Here is a 20,805-nt window from a genome sequence, read left to right as displayed (position 1 = left end):
ATACCTATTTAAAAGAATCTTGGTGAAATAGTACCTCTGAAAAACTTAACCAGTTCAAACCTTAAAAACACCTCAAAGGACCCATCGTTAAACTGCGTGCTACCCAGTTCTGTGGTCTCACGATCATAGGCCAGCCCCAGCATAATCTGATCTGTAATCTGGAAACCAACAAGGGCACTCACTGCAGCATCCCACCTATAAGCTGCGCCAAAGGAGAACCTATCGTTGAACAGAAAAGATGCAGACAAATCTAGTTGTAATGGTGCTCCACTGACCACTTTAGTCAATAATGCAGGTTTAAATTTTAATCTATCACCACTTCCCACAGGAAAGACATAACCCGTGATGAAATAAAAATTAATTCTGTCTGTTGACAAGAACTGTACGGCATTAGCATCGCCGGCTGCATTATCAAAATGCTGTGTTTGTAGAAGATTAGGTGCGGATAAACCCGCGTAGAATTTCTTGTCGTGATAATATACCCCCAGGCCAAAATTGGGTGAAAATTTATTTTGAATGTCGTTGCCCGAAATCGGTTCGTTGTCAAAATTATTCAGGCCATTAAAATCAAGATTCAAGAGGTTGCCGCCAACTTTCAATCCGAAAGACAACTGGGCATCAACGGACACATCTACACTATAGGAAATAACCCCATCGAAATAGGTTTCCTGAACTACACCATTTCCAATGTCATCGTTGATTATAGATATACCATACCCTACTTTACTGTTCCTGATTGGTGAATGCAGGTTGAGACTTTGGGTTTTAGGTGCCCCATCCAATCCTACCCATTGTGCTCTGTAGAGGGCAGCGATACTCAACTGGCCCCTTGAGCCTGCATAAGCCGGATTTACGCTCATGGTATTAAACATGTACTGTGTATACTGTGCGTCTTGCTGTGCAAATAGCCCACCAATGGTGATAAATATTAACAAGAGGGGAAATAATAGGTTTCTTCTGTTCATAATATACATTACACTATGTTATTTACTGATATAGAGATAGCCACTATCAGTAACGTTTTCCTGGTTCTCTTGGTATTCAAAGATATAGAAATAAACACCAGATGGTAAATAATCCTCTACACTTACTGTAGATCTCCCCTTAGATCTACCGTCAAATACATTATTCTGATTATTGTAATTGGTGCCGGCATAGACTTCAACTCCCCATCTGTTGAATATTCTCAGAGAATTGTTAAGGGCCCTTTCTACACTGCGGATAAATAAAAAGTCGTTTTTTCCGTCATTGTTTGGGGTAACCATCTGATTTACCTCAATTGGTAGTATTGGATCATCATCAGGATCCTCAGGATCAAGATAATTCGGAGTACCATTCCCATTAGAATCATCATTAGTAGGATCTCCATCTCCATTTACATCTTCATTAGGAGTATCTATACCATCTCCGTCATCGTCCAGGTCCCTGTAGTTAACATCTTCTGTTCCATCGGTATCCGGAAGATCATTGGCCGGGTCGTCTATTTCATCATTTACATCAAAGCCATCGTTATCATCGTTCCCCTCGTAACCATCAAGCAGCCCGTCACCATCAGTATCTGTTGTACCAGGTTCCTGGTCCGGAACCCCATCAAAATCAAAGTCGTTCCCTTCATTATTATCAGGAACCAAATCGTTATCACTATCATCATCCAGGTAATCTGGCTCGTCTGAATTGTCAGTATTTACAGGAGTAAGCCCATCCAGATAGGCAGAATTAACGCCGCTATTAGCTTCATATGTGGCCTCATCGTCATCATTGGGTGGAATATATCCTGCGGTGGTCTGAGCCTCCACATTATCCGGAATACCATCATTGTCCGCATCTATATCCAGGTGGTCTGGAAAACCGTCGCCATCACTGTCTAAGGGTTCTGTTAATGGGTTATTATCCCCATCCAAATTGGGATCTTCAGTGGTATCCAGAATTCCGTCATTATCATCATCCAGGTCTACGCTATCCGGTACACCATCCATATCAGTATCAGGCTCATCCGGGTCTAAATAGTCTGGGGTACCGTCTTCATCTGAGTCGTCGTTTGTTGGATCGTCATCCTCATTAGCATCTTCGTTTGGCGTATCAATACCGTCGCCGTCATCATCAAAATCGCGGTAATTTACATCTTCGGTCCCATCGGTATCCGGTAGATCGTTTGCCGGGTCATCTATTTCGTCATTCACATCGTAACCGTCATTTACGTCACTTCCCTCATAGCCATCATCAAGGCCATCCTGGTCTGTATCGACACCGGTAAAGGTTTGATCCGGATCGCCGTCAAAATTAAAGTCGTTCCCTTCATTATTATCAGGAACAAGATCGTTATCACTATCATCGTCCAGATAATCTGGCTCGTCTTCACCATCTGTATTTACAGGATTTACACCTGCATCACCGTCTCCTTCATAGGCATTATCCAGACCGTCATTATCATCGTCTAAACCAGTAGGCGGAATATAATCTGCTGTAGTTTGTGCTTCCACATTATCCGGGATGCCATCGTCATCCGAATCAATATCCAGATGGTCTGGTCTGCCATCACCATCCAGATCTTGGGGATCTGTCATTGGATTATTGTCCCCATCTAAATTTGGATCTTCAACCGTATCCAATATCCCATCATTATCATCATCAATATCTACATTATCAGGAACTCCGTCATCATCAGTATCCGGATCATCAAACGGATCTAAATAGTCTGGGGTACCGTCCCCGTCGGTATCATCATTGGTAGGATCTCCATCCTGGTCAACATCTTCATCTGGCGTGCTCTTTTCATCCCCGTCGTCATCCAGGTCTCTATAGTTTACGTCGTCTGACTCGTTGTCGGTATCGGGCAGATCATTCGCCGGATCGTCTATTTCATCATTTACGTCAAAGCCATCGTTTACATCACTTCCTTCATATCCATCATCAAGGCCATCACCATCTGCATCATCTCCCGTAGGTATCTGGTCCGGAACCCCGTCAAAATCAAAATCATTGCCTTCATTATTATCAGGAACCAAATCGTTGTCACTATCGCTATCAAGATAATCTGGCAGATCATCACCATCGGTATTTACAGGATCAACACCCTGTTCTTCTTCCCCGTCATAGGCATTATCCAAGCCATCATTATCATCATCTTCTCCCGTTGGAGGTATATAATTTGCCGTAGTTTGCCCCTCAACATTATCCGGTATCCCATCATTGTCCGAATCCAGGTCTACCCTGTCTGGGTAGCCATCGCCATCAGAATCCACATCTGTACTGAATGTTATGGTTTGTGGGTCTACAAAATTATCCAGACAAGAGAATTGAATCCCAGATTGCCTTGGAACATTAGTAGTAAAATTATTATCATTTTGTGTTTGTATCCCAAATCTGAAAACAAAGGTGGATATATTTACAAACTCTACTGCAACATTCACCGTTGGGTGGGTATTGAAAATACCTTCAAATTCAGTTGTTCCACCATTTATGAGCAAGCCACCAGCGGTAACATTAATCTCTACATCGGTAGGATTGTCAAAGGTGTAGCTTGCCGGGGTATCAAATCTATTGTACTCCTGGTACGACTCATTTCCATCTACATCAATAAAATTGGCAATAAGCTCATCTAATACTGCAGGAGTACTTGTACCTGTATTTACAAGGGAGATCCTCAGATCTACATATGGACGCCTTACATCGTCTGTTGTAGTAAAAGTAATTTCCGGTTTAAAAAATTCCGGATCGACGGCATTTTGATCCAGGGTGGCAATTTCTCCATTTAGCACTTCATCAATGGTCACAAGAGCATCGAGCTCAGCGGTAATATTGCTAAACCGATATACGGCTCCTTCGTTAAATCCTACACCGGATTCCAGAGTTGGAGCATTGCTGAAATTTAAATTTGGTACAGTTTCACAATCGTATTCGGTACTTAGCACACTAGATTCCACGCTGTCTAAAATACCATCATCGTCAGAATCCGCATCCAAATAATCTGCTATGCCATCACCTTCTGTATCCACGGGTGTTAGTCCTTCTCCGCTACCGGGGCTATCTTCATATGCGTCATCAAGACCATTTGCGTCAGTATCTTCTCCGGATTCAGGAATTATTTCCATGGCATCCTGTGCTTCAATAGTATCCGAGATACCATCGTTATCTGCATCCAGGTCTAAATAATCCGGACTTCCATCACCATCGGTATCCGTGGGGTTGGTTTCAGGATTGTTATCGCCATCTGTATTTGCATCCTCGACAGTATCCAATATACCATCTCCATCGTCATCTATATCCAGGGCATCAACAATGCCATCAGCATCGGAGTCCATATAGTAAAAGCTATAGCTTAATCTATTGGGCAGTTCATCAAAAGAGGATGTGAGTGTTAAGACAAAAAAAGCAGCTAATAAGGAGGTGCCATAAATTGCTTTTTGCCTTATTCTGTTAGGGGTAATTTTTTCCATAAATGATAGTTTTCGATTTAAACATATCACCATGGCCTTGTAGGAAAATAGAAAGTAAGAGTTAGGGCTTCTCTAGTAATTCTATGCAAGATATGGTATAAATCCCTACCTGCAAACTGTTTTGGAAGCAGAAATAATCTATTTTCTTTTAACAACACTTATACTCGATAAAAGGTTGAAAATGGACGATTTCCAAAATTATCAAACCCCGACGACTTGCAAATAAATACTATGAAACAATAGCAATTTAAAGGAATTCCCTGTAAATCAACTGCAACTTTCTTACACAACCACAACCGCTAAGACAATAAGCCATATTTTCTGATCCACCTAAAATAAGATAATAGACACGTTCTATGAAAGAAGCCGATTTTTCATTTATTTTTGCCGAAATTTTGACTTGTGAATTTCAAGAAAGAAATAGAGAAACGCAGAACTTTTGGAATCATTTCCCATCCGGATGCCGGGAAAACAACCCTGACAGAAAAATTACTATTATTTGGTGGTGCCATACAGGAAGCAGGAGCGGTAAAAAACAACAAAATTAAGAAATCTGCCACCAGTGATTTTATGGAGATAGAACGTCAACGGGGTATTTCTGTGGCAACTTCTGTACTCGCTTTTCTTTATAAAGACAAGAAGATCAACATCCTTGACACCCCTGGGCATAAAGATTTTGCAGAGGATACATTCAGGACACTTACCGCCGTAGATAGTGTAATTGTAGTAATTGATGTTGCAAAAGGTGTGGAGGAACAGACAGAGAAACTGGTAGAGGTTTGCCGGATGAGAAACATCCCTATGATTGTCTTTATCAATAAACTGGACCGCGAAGGGAAGGATGCCTTTGACCTTTTAGACGAAGTGGAGCAAAAACTTGGTCTCCATGTAACCCCTTTGAGCTTCCCTATTGGTATGGGTTATGATTTTAAAGGGATCTACAATATATATGAGCGAAATATCAATCTGTTTAGCGGGGACAGCAAAAAGAATATAGAGGAAACTATCGCCTTTGACAATATGGAGAATCCCGAACTAGAGGAAATTATAGGATCAAAGGCTGCCACAGATCTACGGGAGAATCTGGAACTTATAGATGGGGTATATCCCAAATTTGAAAAGCAGAGTTACCTGGACGGTACTTTACAGCCAGTATTTTTTGGCTCTGCACTTAACAATTTTGGAGTCCGGGAATTACTGGATTGTTTTGTCGAAATAGCTCCTCCACCCAGGCCCAAAAAAGCAGAAGAACGACTTGTGGCTGCAGAGGAAGAGGAGATGACAGGTTTCGTATTTAAAATTCATGCCAATATGGATCCGAAACATCGTGATCGCCTGGCATTTGTGAAAATAGTTTCGGGCACATTTGAACGGAACAAGCCCTATCTGCATGTAAGGCACAATAAAAAACTAAAATTCTCGAGCCCCAATGCCTTTTTTGCTGAAAAAAAGGAAATTGTTGATATCTCCTATCCAGGAGATATAGTTGGACTGCATGATACAGGAAACTTTAAAATTGGCGACACCCTTACCGAAGGGGAAATATTGCATTACAAAGGGATTCCCAGCTTTTCTCCGGAACATTTCAGGTATGTCAACAATGCAGATCCCATGAAGTCCAAGCAGCTCAATAAAGGCCTTGATCAATTGATGGATGAAGGGGTTGCTCAGCTTTTTACCTTAGAACTCAATGGGAGAAAAGTAATTGGTACCGTTGGGGCACTTCAATATGAGGTGATACAGTATCGTCTGGAACATGAATACGGCGCCAAATGCACCTATGAAAATTTCCCGGTATACAAAGCCTGTTGGGTAGAGGCCGATGATAAGAATAATGAAGAATACAAAGAATTTATACGGGTAAAACAGAAGTTTCTGGCCAAGGACAAGCGCGGACAACTTGTGTTTTTAGCAGATTCTTCGTTCTCACTTCAGATGACACAGCAAAAATACCCTTCTGTAAAACTGCATTTTACCTCAGAGTTTGAATAGCGGCTGTTTGTTGCTGATTTATTCTATTTTAAACAATTCCTTTCCGGTCACCCAAGAAAGTTCAGATTCGTAAAATTTAAGGGCAGTTTTGATTTCTCTGTCCGACTTATCCCGGGGAGATTTGCTGATAAACCTTGCCTTGGTATTGTTAAGGTTTAAGGTATGAGTAGCGTCTATATCGTTTTTGTGATTGGTAAAGAAGTAGATCAGGTTTTTTTTCTGAGGTTTCCAGACGCCTTTACCATAGCTGTTCTCCTCCTTATTGTTGCCAACCAATACATGGCGGTATCTGTGGAATAAGAAAGTGCCGTTCGGGTTTAACAGGATATCATAGCTAATATTAGCATTCGAAGCTTTAAACACCAATTCGTATTTCCCTGCATATTTTTCTGATTGGGCCGAACTAATTAGACTTATAGAAAGCAACAAGAGTAACAGTAACTTTTGCATAATTCCTTACATATTTAAAATGAAACTGCCATAAAGTTATCAAAAAGTATTTCAACTTAAACAGAATATTACCAACCGATTCCTACCCACTGTTTACTGTTCACTGTTTACTGTTCACTGTTTACTGCTTACTTTATCCAGCCGCATCCTCTCGCAGCCTTTTTCAATCATCCACAGGATAATCAAAAAAGATCTCGTGTTTACTGCTTACTGCATAAAAAAAGCGCCCAAATGGCGCTTTCTTTTATGCTTCCCCCGTGGGGCCAAAATTCAATGGAATAGGCGGTTGTTCATAATCCTTGATGGTGCCATGGGCCTTTTCAAACCTATTGACATTATCATTTAGGGCTTTTAAGAACTTCTTAGCGTGTTGTGGTGTAAGTACAATTCTACTCTTCACTTTCGCTTTAGGAGCGCCGGGCATCATACTGATAAAGTCTACCACGAATTCCGATACAGAATGGTTGATGATCGCCAGATTGGAATATATTCCTTCAGCAGTCTTTTCGTCCAATTCTATATTTATTTGCTTTTGTTTTTGTTCTTTCTCACTCATGATCAACACAATTATTGTTAAGAAAAAAGCCGCCTAAAAAAGTACAGTTGTCATTGCGAGTCCCAATAATCGGGATGAAGCAATCTCGCGATCCTTAGCTGAGATTTAAAAGATTACTTCACTTCGTTCGTAATGACGGGCACGCACTTTTTTAGGCAGCCTTTACCTAATATTAGAACTTCAATTCTTCTTTTCTGGCCATGATCTCATCGTATTCTTCTTTAGAACCTACAATGATATTTTCATAGTCTCTCATCCCCGTTCCTGCAGGTATTTTATGTCCTACAATAACGTTTTCTTTCAAGCCTTCAAGATGATCTACCTTACCGCTTACTGCTGCCTCATTCAATACTTTTGTGGTTTCCTGGAAGGAAGCCGCAGAAATAAAGGATTTGGTCTGCAGTGAAGCCCTGGTAATTCCTTGTAATATTGGTGTTGCCGTTGCCGCAATAGCATCTCTGGCAGTTACTACAGTTTTATCAGAACGTCTGAGAATAGAATTTTCATCTCTAAGTTCTCTTGCAGTTATGATCATACCTGCTTTAAGGTTTTCAGATTCTCCCGCATCTTCCACTACTTTCTTACCGAATATCTCATCATTTTCTTTGATGAAATCGTCTTTATGAACCAATTGATTCTCAAGGAAAGTGGTATCTCCGGAATCCTGAATACGTACCTTACGCATCATTTGCCTTACAACAACCTCAAAGTGCTTGTCGTTAATTTTCACCCCTTGTAAACGATATACTTCCTGTACTTCATTTACCAGGTATTGCTGCACCGCAGATGGCCCTTTTATTGCAAGGATATCTTCCGGTGTGATAGACCCGTCAGACAATGGCATTCCTGCTCTCACATAATCGTTCTCCTGAACCAGAATCTGATTGGATAGTTTTACAAGGTACTTCTTAATCTCACCCAATTTGGATTCGATTATAATCTCCCTGTTTCCTCTTTTGATTTTTCCAAAAGAAACTACCCCGTCAATTTCGGATACTACTGCAGGGTTAGAAGGGTTACGCGCTTCAAAAAGCTCGGTTACCCTTGGCAGACCTCCTGTAATATCACCTGCTTTTGCAGATTTACGCGGAATCTTAACCAGGATTTTTCCCTCTTTTATTTTGTCTCCATCATCTACCATGATATGAGATCCTACAGGAAGGTTGTACGAACGCAACACTTCATCTTTAGTATTCTTGATCAGTAGAGTTGGGATCAGCTTTTTATTTCTGGATTCGGAAATTACCTTCTCCTGGAATCCTGTTTGCTCATCAATTTCTACCTGATAGGTGACACCCTGCTCAATATTCTCATAAGCAATTTTACCAGGGAATTCAGAAACAATAACTCCGTTATACGGATCCCATGAGCAAACGATATCATCCTTTTTGATCTTCTGACCATTCTTAATGAATAGTTGAGAACCATAAGGTATGTTATTGGTACTTAGGGTAATTCCGGTTTTGGCATCAACAATTTTTATCTCTGATGTTCTTGAAATTACGATAACTGCACTCTTCCCTTCGCTATTTTCCCCTTTTACAGTTCTGAGATCTTCAATCTCTGCTACCCCGTCAAATTTGGCTTCTAACTTACTATCTTCAGAAATGTTTCCGGCAATACCCCCAACATGGAAAGTACGCAAAGTAAGCTGTGTTCCCGGTTCTCCAATAGATTGAGCTGCAACAACACCAACAGCTTCTCCACGCTGTACCATCTTATTGGTCGATAAATTTCTACCATAACACTTGGCACAGATTCCTTTTTGTGCCTCACAGGTAAGGGCAGATCTTACTTCGATCTTCTCAATAGGCGAAGCCTCAATCTTTTTGACATCAGCTTCCATGATTCCCTGACCGGCTTCTAATAGTAATTCTTCGGTAAGTGGATCGTATACATCGTGAAGAGAAACCCTTCCAAGGATCCTTTCACCCAGGGTTTCAACAATCTCTTCATTCTTCTTCAATGGCTCAACCTCAATACCCCTAAGTGTACCACAATCATCAATATTGACAATCACATCCTGAGATACATCTACCAAACGACGTGTCAGGTACCCTGCATCCGCAGTTTTTAAAGCGGTATCAGCAAGACCTTTACGAGCACCGTGAGTAGAGATAAAGTACTCAAGGATAGACAGACCTTCTTTAAAGTTAGACAGAATCGGGTTTTCAATAATTTCACCCCCGCCTGCAGTAGATTTTTTAGGCTTGGCCATTAATCCACGCATTCCTGTTAACTGTCTAATCTGTTCTTTAGATCCCCTTGCACCAGAATCTAACATCATATATACAGAGTTAAATCCTTGCTGATCTTCCCGAATTCGTTTCATTGCTAATTCGGTAAGCATAGCATTGGTAGAGGTCCATACGTCTATCACCTGGTTATAACGTTCGTTATTGGTGATAAGACCCATGTTATAGTTCATCATAATACCATCTACCTGCTCATTGGCATCTGCTATCATCTCGTGCTTTTCCTTAGGAATAATAATATCTCCCAAACTAAAAGACAATCCGCCTTTAAAGGCAAAATCGTATCCCATAGTTTTGATCTTATCAAGAAATTCAGCTGTAGTCGGAACATCCGTTACCGCTAAAATTTTACCGATAATATCACGAAGCGATTTTTTATTCAGGACATCGTTTATATAGCCCGCCTCTTCAGGAACAACCATATTAAACAATACTCTCCCTACCGTGGTTGGAATAATCTGGTTAACCAACTCACCTTCTTCATTAAAGTCCTTAGCACGTACTTTAATACTTGCATTTAATTCTACACGTCCTTCGTTAAAGGCGATGACCACCTCTTCATAGGAATAGAAGGTTAGTCCTTCACCTTTGACAGTTAGTTCTTTTGTAGATTTACGTTCTTTCGTCATATAGTACAATCCAAGAACCATATCCTGAGAAGGTACTGTAATTGGTGATCCGTTGGCCGGATTCAGAATGTTATGCGATGCAAGCATCAACAATTGCGATTCCAAAATGGCTTCCGGTCCTAATGGTAAATGTACCGCCATCTGATCCCCGTCAAAATCCGCGTTAAATGCAGTACATACCAAGGGGTGCAAACGAATTGCTTTACCTTCTATTAACTTAGGCTGAAAAGCTTGTATCCCCAACCTGTGCAATGTAGGAGCACGGTTAAGTAAAACAGGATGTCCTTTCAGTACATTTTCAAGAATATCCCAAACTACAGGTTCTTTCTTGTCGATGATCTTTTTCGCCGATTTAACGGTTTTGACAATGCCTCTTTCTATCAACTTACGGATGACAAATGGCTTGTAAAGCTCTGCCGCCATATCTTTTGGAAGACCACATTCGAATAGCTTCATTTCAGGACCTACCACGATCACTGACCTTGCTGAATAATCCACCCTTTTTCCCAAAAGGTTCTGACGGAATCTTCCTTGTTTCCCTTTCAAAGAATCTGAAAGCGATTTTAAAGGTCTGTTAGATTCTGTTTTAACCGCCGAAGCTTTACGTGTGTTATCGAATAATGAATCAACGGCCTCCTGTAGCATACGCTTCTCATTCCTAAGAATCACCTCAGGTGCCTTGATTTCCATTAGTCTTTTAAGACGGTTATTTCTTATAATAACCCTTCTGTATAAATCGTTGAGATCGGAAGTGGCAAAACGACCACCATCCAATGGAACCAATGGGCGAAGTTCTGGTGGAATTACCGGAACTACCTTCATGATCATCCATTCCGGGTTGTTCTCGCGATTTTCCTGAGACTCTCTAAGTGCCTCTACCACCTGAAGCCTTTTCAAAGCTTCTGTCTTACGCTGTTTGGAAGTTTCCATATTGGCCTTGTGTCTCAGGTCATAGGAAAGTTGTTGAAGATCTATTCTGGATAAAAGATCTATCAGACATTCTGCTCCCATTTTAGCAATAAATTTGTTGGGATCAGTATCTTCCAAATATTGATTCTCTGGTGGGATAGTTTCCAAAATATTGAGGTATTCCTCCTCGGTAAGGAAATCCATCTTATTAATCTCTTCCCCCTCCGGGCCCTGAGCCACACCAGGTTGAATGACCACATATCTTTCGTAATAAATGATCATATCCAACTTCTTGGACGGCAAGCCCAATAAATACCCAATCTTGTTAGGTAGCGAGCGGAAATACCATATGTGCGCAACGGGGACAACCAGATTGATATGCCCTACCCTATCTCTACGCACTTTCTTTTCAGTTACTTCTACCCCGCAACGATCACAAACTATTCCGCGGTAGCGAATCCTCTTATATTTCCCACAGGCACATTCGTAATCCTTTACCGGGCCAAAAATTCGTTCGCAGAAAAGACCATCGCGTTCAGGTTTATGCGTTCTGTAATTGATTGTTTCAGGTTTTAAAACTTCTCCTCTTGACTCTGCAAGAATAGACTCCGGAGAGGCCAAGCCAATAGAAATTTTATCAAACCTTTTAATCGTATTGTTATCTTTTAATCTAGCCATAATGCTAATTCTGATAGTAAATTATATGTGTTACAAGAACTTATATTGCAATTATTCTTCCAGTCTGATGTCTAAACCTAATCCCTTAAGTTCATGCATCAATACGTTGAAAGATTCTGGTAATCCAGGCTCTGGCATGGTCTCTCCTTTAACGATAGATTCATAGGTTTTCGCCCTACCAATTACGTCATCAGATTTTACCGTCAATATTTCCCTAAGGGTAGCCGAAGCACCATATGCTTCTAAGGCCCACACTTCCATTTCTCCAAATCGCTGTCCACCAAACTGTGCTTTACCACCTAATGGCTGTTGCGTAATTAAAGAATATGGTCCTATTGAACGTGCATGCATCTTGTCGTCCACCATATGTCCTAACTTCAACATATAGATGACCCCTACCGTAGCGGCCTGGTCAAAACGCTGTCCTGTTCCGCCATCGTATAAATACGTATGTCCAAATCTCGGGACACCTGCATCATCTGTCAGGGCATTGATCTCATCCAGAGTTGCTCCGTCAAAAATTGGAGTAGCAAATTTCTGGTTGGTATTCATACCTGCCCAACCTAAAACGGTCTCATAGATCTGTCCAATGTTCATCCTGGAAGGTACTCCTAAAGGATTAAGAACAATATCCACTGGAGTTCCATCTTCAAGGAACGGCATATCTTCCTGTCTTACGATACGGGCAACAATACCTTTGTTACCATGACGCCCTGCCATCTTATCCCCAACTTTAAGCTTTCGCTTCTTGGCGATATACACCTTGGCCAACTTCATTATCCCTGCAGGTAATTCATCACCAACTGAGATGGTAAACTTATCTCTTCTCAGGTTCCCCTGAAGGTCGTTAAGTTTTATCTTATAGTTGTGAAGCAAATCTGCTACCAGGGTATTGGTGGCTTTATCGGTGGTCCAGCTACCACTTACCAAATGCGCAAAATCATCTACGGCATTTAACATCTTCATGGTATACTTCTTACCTTTTGGCAGTACTTCTTCTCCAAGGTCATTAAGTACTCCCTGTGAAGTTTTACCATTGATAATTTTGAAAAGCTTCTCAACAAGCACTTCCTTGAGTTCCTGGAATTTTACTTCGTATTCCAACTCCAGATTGTTTATTGCCTCCTTATCTTCAGAACGTTTTCTTTTGTCTTTTATAGATCTGGAAAACAATTTCTTGTCTATTACCACTCCACGCAAAGAAGGAGAAGCTTTTAAGGAAGCATCCTTAACATCTCCTGCCTTATCTCCAAAAATGGCACGTAATAATTTTTCTTCCGGTGTAGGATCGGATTCTCCTTTTGGAGTAATCTTACCAATTAAAATATCACCAGGTTTCACTTCAGCACCTATCCTGATCATTCCGTGTTCATCCAGATCCTTAGTGGCTTCTTCAGAAACGTTTGGAATGTCATTTGTAAGTTCTTCCGCACCCAGCTTGGTATCTCTAACCTCAAGGGCGTATTCATCTATGTGAATAGACGTAAAGATGTCTTCACGAACAACTTTTTCAGAAATTACAATTGCATCTTCAAAGTTATATCCCTTCCAGGGCATAAAGGCCACCTTCAGGTTTCTCCCCAAGGCCAATTCCCCACTTTCCGTGGCGTATCCTTCACATAGCACCTGTCCTTTCTTCACCTTATCACCTTTCTTTACGATAGGTTTCAGGTTAATACTTGTCCCCTGGTTGGTCTTGCGGAATTTTACCAATTCATAGGTTTTGGAATCTTCCTCAAAACTTACCAATTTGGCTTGTTCAGATCGCTTGTAAGTGATTGTAATCTTCTTGGCATCTACATATTCTATAACACCATCACCTTCAGCGTTGATAAGTACCCTGGAATCTGAAGCAACTTGCCTTTCGAGTCCGGTACCAACAATCGGAGATTGTGGTTTTAACAAGGGTACTGCCTGGCGCATCATGTTAGACCCCATCAAAGCCCTGTTAGCATCATCGTGTTCCAGAAACGGAATTAACGAAGCCGAAATTGAGGCTATCTGATTTGGTGCAACATCTGTATAATTAACTTCAGAGGGGTCTACAACAGGAAAATCTCCTTCCTCTCTTGCAATAACTTTCTCCTGGTCTATTGTACCGTTATCTTTGAGCGGAATATTTGCCTGAGAAATCTTCATTCCTTCTTCTTCTTCCGCGCTCAGGTAAACAAACTCCTTAGTATCTACTTTCCCTTTGGTTACTTTTCGGTAAGGAGTTTCTAAGAAGCCCATAGGATTCACCTTAGCGAAAACAGAAAGTGATGAAATTAGTCCGATATTAGGTCCTTCAGGAGTTTCAATCGGACAAAGTCTTCCGTAGTGGGTGTAGTGCACGTCACGAACTTCGAAACCTGCCCTTTCCCTTGATAATCCTCCAGGTCCTAATGCAGATAATCTTCTTTTATGAGTTATTTCTGCTAAAGGATTGGTCTGATCCATGAACTGAGACAACTGGTTGGTCCCAAAGAAAGAATTAATTACAGAAGACAAGGTCTTCGCATTAATTAAATCTATAGGAGTAAATACCTCATTATCTCTTACATTCATACGTTCGCGAATAGTTCTGGCCATACGGGCCAATCCTACTCCAAACTGAGAAGATAATTGCTCTCCAACGGTTCTTACACGTCTGTTGGAAAGGTGGTCAATATCATCGATCTCCGCTTTGGAATTGATCAATTCTATTAAGTACTTTATAATGGTAATGATATCTTCTTTGGTAAGCACCTGCTTGTCCATTCCGATATCCAATCCTAATTTTTTGTTCATTCTGTATCGACCAACCTCACCAAGGTTATATCGTTGATCAGAAAAGAACAATTTATCTATTATACCTCTTGCGGTCTCTTCATCTGGTGGTTCAGCATTACGCAATTGACGGTAAATATGTTCTACTGCTTCTTTTTCAGAGTTTGTCGGATCTTTCTGAAGGGTATTATGAATGATCGCATAATCGCTCTGAGCATTATTTTCTTTGTGAAGTAAAATGGTCTTCACATCTGTCTCCACAATTTGATCTATATGTTCCTTTTCCAAAACCGTATCCCGATCGAGGACGATCTCGTTTCGCTCAATAGAAACAACTTCTCCTGTATCCTCGTCAACAAAATCTTCGTGCCATGTATTCAGAACTCTGGCAGCAAGTTTACGTCCAAGAATTTTCTTTAAGCCCGTCTTTGATACTTTTACTTCTTCAGAGAGATCAAAGATTTCTAATATATCTTTATCCCTTTCAAAACCAATAGCTCTGAACAATGTGGTAACAGGTAACTTCTTCTTCCTGTCAATATATGCGTACATCACACTATTGATATCCGTGGCAAATTCTATCCAGGATCCTTTAAAAGGAATTACCCTTGCAGAATATAGCTTGGTACCATTTGCGTGAAAAGATTGTCCAAAGAAAACACCTGGAGAACGGTGTAATTGAGATACCACCACGCGTTCTGCTCCGTTGATCACGAAGGTACCACTAGGTGTCATGTACGGAATAGTTCCCAGATAAACATCCTGGACTATGGTTTCGAAATCCTCGTGTTCCGGATCCGTACAAAATAGTTTTAATCTCGCTTTTAAGGGAACGCTGTATGTAAGCCCCCTTTCTATACATTCCTGAATGGAATATCTAGGTGGATCGATAAAGTAATCCAGAAATTCCAGCACAAACTGGTTTCTGGTATCTGTAATTGGAAAGTTTTCCATGAAGGTATTGTACAATCCTTCATTACCCCTTTCGTCAGACTTTGTTTCAAGCTGAAAAAAGTCCTGAAACGATTTAATCTGAATATCCAAGAAATCCGGGTAATCCGGTATGTTCTTAGCGGATGCGAAATTTATTCTTTCAGTCTGTGTTTTGAACATCTATGGGCCTTTTGAACGTGAATACTAATGTGGGTGGTATATTCCTTAATATACTATGCATAAAAGGGTTTAGGTCTGACCATTTTCCGCTTGGCAGAAATGGAAAGACCTAAACCTTAAACCATATGGTTGTCGCTATTATTTAAGCTCAACTTCTGCTCCGGCTTCTTCCAATGATTTTTTGATTCCTTCAGCTTCGTCTTTAGCTACACCTTCCTTAACGGCTTTAGGCGCGCTGTCAACGATGTCTTTAGCGTCTTTTAAACCAAGTCCAGTTAATTCTTTAACCAACTTAACAACGGCTAACTTAGAGCCACCTGCTGCGGTTAGAATAACATCGAATTCGGATTTTTCCTCTGCGGCTTCACCTTCGCCACCAGCGGCAGCACCACCACCAGCAACAGCTACTGCAGCAGCTGCGGGCTCAATGCCATACTCTTCTTTTAATATATCTGCCAATTCATTTACCTCTTTTACAGTAAGATTGACTAATTGTTCTGCGAAATCTTTTAAATCTGCCATTTTTCTATCGTTTAATAAAATTTTGAATTATAATCGTTTTTAGTGCGTACTTATTTTTCTGATAAAGTTTTTAGGATGCCCGCCAATTTACCACCTCCAGATTTCAATCCGGAAATAACATTTTTAGCAGGAGACTGTAATAGTCCGATAATCTCACCGATCATCTCTTCCCTTGATTTGATACTAACCAAAGTATCTAGTTTATCGTCACCTACATAAATTGCTTCTTCAATAAAAGCGCCTTTCAGTAATGGTCTATCCGACTTTTTCCTGAAGGTTTTTATCAATTTTGCGGGTGCGTTACCTGCCTCTGAAAACATTAAAGACGTATTGCCTTTTAATACCTCAGGCAGTTCACCAAATTCCTTGTCTGAAGCCTGCATCGCCTTGGCCAACAAGGTATTCTTTACAACAGACAGCTTGATATTAGCTTTAAAACAAGCTCTTCTCAAATCTGAAGTTGTTGCAGCATCCAAACCGGATATGTCTGCCAGGTAAATAGTAGAGTTATCTCCTAACTTAGCAGTCAAATCTTCTATAACGGTCGCTTTTTCTTCTCTTGTCATAATAAAAAAGGTTTACAGTTAAACTGCTTTTGGATCTAGTTGAACGCTTGGACTCATTGTACTGCTCATATAGATGCTTTTCATATAAACACCCTTAGAAGCTGCTGGCTTAAGTTTATTTAAAGTATCTAATAATTCCTTAGCATTACCCGCAATTTTATCTGCAGAGAAGGAAGCCTTGCCAATTGCGGCATGCACAATTCCGGCCTTATCAACTTTAAAATCTATTTTACCTGCTTTAACTTCAGATACTGCCTTGGCAATATCCATGGTTACAGTACCTGTTTTTGGATTAGGCATTAGTCCTCTTGGCCCTAAAACTCGTCCTAAAGGTCCTAGTTTACCCATAACGCTGGGCATTGTGATAATTACATCAACATCTGTCCATCCGCCTTTTATTTTATCCAAATATTCATCCAAGCCAACAAAATCTGCTCCCGCTTCTTTTGCTTCCGACTCTTTATCTGGGGTTACAAGTGCAAGAACTTTTACATCCTTACCTGTACCATGTGGTAATGTTACCACTCCCCTAACCATCTGATTGGCTTTTCTTGGATCTACACCCAAACGAATTGCCAAATCTACAGAGGCGTCAAATTTCGCGTTGGTGATTTCTTTTATCAAAGCAGAAGCTTCATCCACACTATAGAGCTTGTCTTTCTCTATTTTGGCCTGAGCCTCTTTTTGCTTTCTGGTTAATTTTCCCATACTAAAATTGCTTTTTAAGATTTAAAAAGGACGTTTCCCTGAGACTTTTAGCCCCATTGATCTGGCGGTTCCTGCTACCATACTCATTGCAGACTCCACAGTAAACGCATTTAAGTCTACCATTTTGTCTTCGGCAATAGTCCTTACCTGATCCCAGTTCACATTTCCTGATTTAACTCTGTTAGGTTCGCCTGAGCCTTTTTTAATCTTAGCCGCTTCCAAAAGTTGCACTGCCGCTGGTGGTGTCTTTACCAGGAAGTCGAAAGACTTATCCTTATAAACCGTGATAACAACAGGCAATACTTTGCCTTGTTTGTCCTGTGTACGAGCATTAAACTGCTTACAGAACTCCATGATGTTAACACCGGCAGCACCTAAAGCGGGTCCAACCGGTGGCGACGGATTCGCAACACCTCCCCTAACTTGTAGTTTAACTACTTTACTTACTTCTTTTGCCATTGTTAAAAATTAAATGAAAAAGTGTGTCAATTGGAAGCAACACAACTTTATATATATGTAACAATTATACTTTCTCTACTTGCATATAGCTGAGCTCTAATGGCGTCTTTCTTCCGAAAATCTTTACCATAACCTCCAGCTTTCGCTTTTCTTCATTAATCTTCTCTACGGTACCGTTAAAACCATTGAACGGACCATCAATTACTTTTACTGTTTCACCTAAAACAAACGGGATGGCGACATTGTCTGTATTGACGGCAAGCTCATCAACTTTCCCTAACATTCTGTTCACTTCTGCCTTTCGCAACGGCACAGGATCTCCGCCCTTTGTTTCTCCTAGGAAGCCTATAACATTTGTGATAGATCTGATGATATGGATCATCTCCCCACCCAAATTGGCTTTTATCATAATATATCCCGGAAAGTAAACCCTTTCTTTATTGATTTTCTTTCCATTCCTTATTTGCACAACTTTTTCTGTAGGCACAAGAACGTCTTCCAGATAATCCGCAAAACCATGTCGTTCTACTTCGCTCTCTATATAGCCCTTGATCTTATTTTCCTGACCACTGACAGCTCTTACCACATACCAATTCTTCTCCAATACTTCTGACATAAGTCGAGGCTTAATTAATTAATGTATTAAAATAGATAGTGATTAGTTCACTAAAGATGGTATCTACACCCCATGTTGCCAGTGCAAATATTATTGAAAACACTGCCACTATTACCATAAGGTTAGAAGATTCAGCCCTTGAAGGCAACGTAACATTGTTTCTTAATTCTTCTACGGATTCCTTTATATATGTAATCATGTACGCAATTTTTCAATTATTCTCTTGGAAACTTCCTTTGATTTCCCATTCTATCTAGCACGGGAGGAGAGACTCGAACTCCCGACACCTGGTTTTGGAGACCAGTGCTCTACCAACTGAGCTACACCCGTATTATTTACACCGAAAGGTATCACGCCTTTGGCGTGACACCTTCAATGCAAATTATTTATATACGATTAATCTGTAATCTTAGTAACCTGACCGGCTCCAACAGTTCTACCACCTTCACGGATAGCAAAACGAAGTCCAACACTTAGTGCAATTGGCTGAATCAAATCTACTGTAATTGTAAGGTTATCTCCAGGCATTACCATTTCCACTCCATCAGGTAAATTGATAGTACCTGTTACGTCTGTAGTTCTTACATAGAATTGTGGACGATAGTTATTGTGGAAAGGTGTATGACGCCCTCCTTCTTCTTTTTTAAGGATATACACCTCAGCTTCAAATTTAGCATGTGGCGTTACAGAACCTGGCTTACAGATTACCATTCCTCTTTTTATATCAGACTTTTCGATACCTCTTAATAGGATTCCAACGTTATCCCCGGCTTCACCTCTGTCTAATATTTTACGGAACATTTCAACTCCTGTTACAGTAGAAGATAATTTCTCTGCTCCCATCCCGATGATATCAACAGCGTCACCAGTGTTAGCAACTCCGGTTTCTATACGTCCGGTAGCAACGGTTCCACGACCAGTGATCGTAAATACATCTTCTACAGGCATCAAGAAATCTTTCTCAACATCACGCTTTGGCAATTCTATCCACTCATCAACAGCATCCATCAATTCCATAACGGTATCAACCCACTTTTGCTCACCATTTAATGCTCCAAGTGCAGATCCAGCAATTACTGGTCCGTTGTCACCATCATACTCGTAGAAAGAAAGCAATTCTCTGATTTCCATTTCAACAAGTTCTAGTAGCTCCTCGTCATCAACCATATCCACTTTGTTCATGAATACAACAATTCTTGGAATACCTACCTGACGTCCTAAAAGGATGTGCTCTCTTGTTTGCGGCATTGGACCATCAGTTGCTGCAACAACCAATATTGCACCATCCATCTGGGCAGCACCAGTAACCATGTTCTTAACATAATCCGCGTGACCAGGACAATCAACGTGCGCATAGTGACGGTTAGCCGTCGCATATTCCACGTGAGAAGTGTTAATTGTAATACCTCTTTCTTTTTCTTCAGGAGCATTATCGATAGAATCGAAACTTCTTTGCTCAGAAAGACCAGCGTTAGCCAATACCGTAGTAATAGCAGCTGTCAATGTAGTTTTACCGTGATCAACGTGTCCAATAGTACCAATATTTAAGTGCGGTTTGGAACGATCAAAAGTTTCCTTTGCCATTTTAATTAATTTTAATCTTAGTTTATATTAGTGTACAAATTTTTTTAGTTGAGCCAACGACGGGAATTGAACCCGTGACCTCTTCCTTACCAAGGAAACGCTCTACCCCTGAGCTACGTCGGCTTGTTGGGGTTCAGTTTCAATGTTAAAGGTTTCAGGACAACCCTATACACCTTAAACATTATTCAACAAACACTTACCCAAGGTTTTGAGCGGGAGACCGGGTTCGAACCGGCGACATTCAGCTTGGAAGGCTGACGCTCTACCAACTGAGCTACTCCCGCAATTTTAATATTCCAATATTTCAAAGTATCAAGAGTTCCCAACCCTCAATCTGTCTGGATTCACTCCCTATCGATCGTGCATCCTGTTCGGGTGACCCCGACTTTTTGGATTCACTCCCTACCGGTCGTGCATCCTGTTCGGGTGACCCCGACTTTTTGGATTCACTCCCTATCGGTCGTGCATCCTGTTCGGGTGACCCCGACTTTTTGGATTCACTCCCTATCGGTCGTGCATCCTGTTCGGGTGACCCCGACTTTTGGATTCACTCCCTATCGGTCGTGCATCCTGTTCGGGTGACC

14 protein-coding genes and 3 tRNA genes are annotated in these 20,805 nt (G+C 40.9%); 1 reads left to right on the top strand and 16 read right to left on the bottom strand.

Features of this window, described 5'->3' with window-relative positions:
• Positions 1 to 8 precede the first annotated feature (8 nt).
• Complete coding sequence (locus J1G40_RS17685) at positions 9 to 965, bottom strand: type IX secretion system membrane protein PorP/SprF (RefSeq protein WP_265243993.1); 957 nt, start codon at positions 963 to 965, stop codon at positions 9 to 11.
• A gap of 18 nt (positions 966 to 983) precedes the next feature.
• Positions 984 to 4,436, bottom strand: coding sequence for a gliding motility-associated C-terminal domain-containing protein (locus J1G40_RS17680; protein WP_265243992.1), 3,453 nt, complete (start codon positions 4,434 to 4,436; stop codon positions 984 to 986).
• Positions 4,437 to 4,838: 402 nt separating this feature from the next.
• Here J1G40_RS17680 and J1G40_RS17675 point away from each other — a divergent pair, with 402 nt between their 5' ends.
• Positions 4,839 to 6,428, top strand: a complete 1,590-nt coding sequence (locus J1G40_RS17675) for a peptide chain release factor 3 (protein ID WP_265243991.1) — start codon at positions 4,839 to 4,841, stop codon at positions 6,426 to 6,428.
• Positions 6,429 to 6,446: 18 nt separating this feature from the next.
• Here J1G40_RS17675 and J1G40_RS17670 read toward each other — a convergent pair whose 3' ends face one another.
• From J1G40_RS17670 to J1G40_RS17605, 14 genes are all read right to left on the bottom strand, one after another.
• Positions 6,447 to 6,878: a hypothetical protein gene (locus J1G40_RS17670; RefSeq protein WP_265243990.1), complete on the bottom strand. Its 432-nt coding sequence runs from the start codon at positions 6,876 to 6,878 to the stop codon at positions 6,447 to 6,449.
• 244 nt (positions 6,879 to 7,122) lie between these two features.
• A complete protein-coding gene (locus J1G40_RS17665; RefSeq protein WP_265243989.1) occupies positions 7,123 to 7,434 on the bottom strand; it encodes a DUF3467 domain-containing protein in 312 nt (103 codons plus the stop codon).
• Positions 7,435 to 7,606: 172 nt separating this feature from the next.
• Positions 7,607 to 11,905 (bottom strand): DNA-directed RNA polymerase subunit beta', encoded by a 4,299-nt coding sequence (gene rpoC / locus J1G40_RS17660; RefSeq protein ID WP_265243988.1) that lies wholly within the window; start codon positions 11,903 to 11,905, stop codon positions 7,607 to 7,609.
• A 51-nt stretch (positions 11,906 to 11,956) separates the two neighbouring features.
• Entirely contained in the window at positions 11,957 to 15,766 is a 3,810-nt protein-coding gene (gene rpoB / locus J1G40_RS17655) for a DNA-directed RNA polymerase subunit beta (protein WP_265243987.1), read from the bottom strand.
• Between the two features lie 138 nt (positions 15,767 to 15,904).
• On the bottom strand, positions 15,905 to 16,288 hold the full coding sequence (gene rplL, locus J1G40_RS17650) for a 50S ribosomal protein L7/L12 (protein WP_265243986.1): 384 nt from the start codon (positions 16,286 to 16,288) through the stop codon (positions 15,905 to 15,907).
• A 50-nt stretch (positions 16,289 to 16,338) separates the two neighbouring features.
• Positions 16,339 to 16,854: a 50S ribosomal protein L10 gene (rplJ, locus tag J1G40_RS17645; RefSeq protein ID WP_265243985.1), complete on the bottom strand. Its 516-nt coding sequence runs from the start codon at positions 16,852 to 16,854 to the stop codon at positions 16,339 to 16,341.
• Positions 16,855 to 16,872: 18 nt separating this feature from the next.
• Positions 16,873 to 17,562 carry a 50S ribosomal protein L1 gene (gene rplA, locus J1G40_RS17640; protein WP_265243984.1) on the bottom strand — a complete coding sequence of 230 codons (690 nt, stop codon included), beginning with the start codon at positions 17,560 to 17,562 and terminating at the stop codon, positions 16,873 to 16,875.
• Positions 17,563 to 17,583: 21 nt separating this feature from the next.
• Positions 17,584 to 18,021: a 50S ribosomal protein L11 gene (gene rplK, locus J1G40_RS17635; protein WP_265243983.1), complete on the bottom strand. Its 438-nt coding sequence runs from the start codon at positions 18,019 to 18,021 to the stop codon at positions 17,584 to 17,586.
• A 64-nt stretch (positions 18,022 to 18,085) separates the two neighbouring features.
• Positions 18,086 to 18,637 (bottom strand): transcription termination/antitermination protein NusG, encoded by a 552-nt coding sequence (gene nusG, locus J1G40_RS17630; RefSeq protein ID WP_265243982.1) that lies wholly within the window; start codon positions 18,635 to 18,637, stop codon positions 18,086 to 18,088.
• Between the two features lie 10 nt (positions 18,638 to 18,647).
• The gene (gene secE, locus J1G40_RS17625; protein ID WP_265243981.1) at positions 18,648 to 18,836 is read right to left on the bottom strand and encodes a preprotein translocase subunit SecE; all 189 of its coding nucleotides are present in this window, start codon (positions 18,834 to 18,836) and stop codon (positions 18,648 to 18,650) included.
• A 58-nt stretch (positions 18,837 to 18,894) separates the two neighbouring features.
• Positions 18,895 to 18,967, bottom strand: a tRNA-Trp gene (locus tag J1G40_RS17620).
• A 66-nt stretch (positions 18,968 to 19,033) separates the two neighbouring features.
• Positions 19,034 to 20,221: an elongation factor Tu gene (gene tuf / locus J1G40_RS17615; RefSeq protein WP_265243980.1), complete on the bottom strand. Its 1,188-nt coding sequence runs from the start codon at positions 20,219 to 20,221 to the stop codon at positions 19,034 to 19,036.
• Between the two features lie 51 nt (positions 20,222 to 20,272).
• A tRNA-Thr gene (locus tag J1G40_RS17610) sits at positions 20,273 to 20,344 on the bottom strand.
• 88 nt (positions 20,345 to 20,432) lie between these two features.
• Positions 20,433 to 20,505: transfer RNA gene (locus tag J1G40_RS17605), tRNA-Gly, on the bottom strand.
• Positions 20,506 to 20,805 lie beyond the last annotated feature (300 nt).

The sequence above is a fragment of the Muriicola sp. Z0-33 genome, assembly GCF_026126425.1.
In the GTDB taxonomy this organism is placed as follows: Bacteria; Bacteroidota; Bacteroidia; order Flavobacteriales; family Flavobacteriaceae; genus JAFMPW01.
This window is presented reverse-complemented; position numbering and strand designations above follow the sequence as displayed.

Excerpts from the sequence above, each read along its gene's own strand:
- J1G40_RS17685 (WP_265243993.1), bottom strand. The coding sequence starts at position 965 with ATGAACAGAAGAAACCTATTATTTCCCCTCTTGTTAATATTTATCACC.
- tuf (WP_265243980.1), bottom strand. The coding sequence starts at position 20,221 with ATGGCAAAGGAAACTTTTGATCGTTCCAAACCGCACTTAAATATTGGT.
- J1G40_RS17680 (WP_265243992.1), bottom strand. The coding sequence starts at position 4,436 with ATGGAAAAAATTACCCCTAACAGAATAAGGCAAAAAGCAATTTATGGC.
- rplK (WP_265243983.1), bottom strand. The coding sequence starts at position 18,021 with ATGGCAAAAGAAGTAAGTAAAGTAGTTAAACTACAAGTTAGGGGAGGT.
- rplA (WP_265243984.1), bottom strand. The coding sequence starts at position 17,562 with ATGGGAAAATTAACCAGAAAGCAAAAAGAGGCTCAGGCCAAAATAGAG.
- rpoB (WP_265243987.1), bottom strand. The coding sequence starts at position 15,766 with ATGTTCAAAACACAGACTGAAAGAATAAATTTCGCATCCGCTAAGAAC.
- nusG (WP_265243982.1), bottom strand. The coding sequence starts at position 18,637 with ATGTCAGAAGTATTGGAGAAGAATTGGTATGTGGTAAGAGCTGTCAGT.
- secE (WP_265243981.1), bottom strand. The coding sequence starts at position 18,836 with ATGATTACATATATAAAGGAATCCGTAGAAGAATTAAGAAACAATGTT.
- rplJ (WP_265243985.1), bottom strand. The coding sequence starts at position 16,854 with ATGACAAGAGAAGAAAAAGCGACCGTTATAGAAGATTTGACTGCTAAG.
- rpoC (WP_265243988.1), bottom strand. The coding sequence starts at position 11,905 with ATGGCTAGATTAAAAGATAACAATACGATTAAAAGGTTTGATAAAATT.
- rplL (WP_265243986.1), bottom strand. The coding sequence starts at position 16,288 with ATGGCAGATTTAAAAGATTTCGCAGAACAATTAGTCAATCTTACTGTA.
- J1G40_RS17670 (WP_265243990.1), bottom strand. The coding sequence starts at position 6,878 with ATGCAAAAGTTACTGTTACTCTTGTTGCTTTCTATAAGTCTAATTAGT.
- J1G40_RS17665 (WP_265243989.1), bottom strand. The coding sequence starts at position 7,434 with ATGAGTGAGAAAGAACAAAAACAAAAGCAAATAAATATAGAATTGGAC.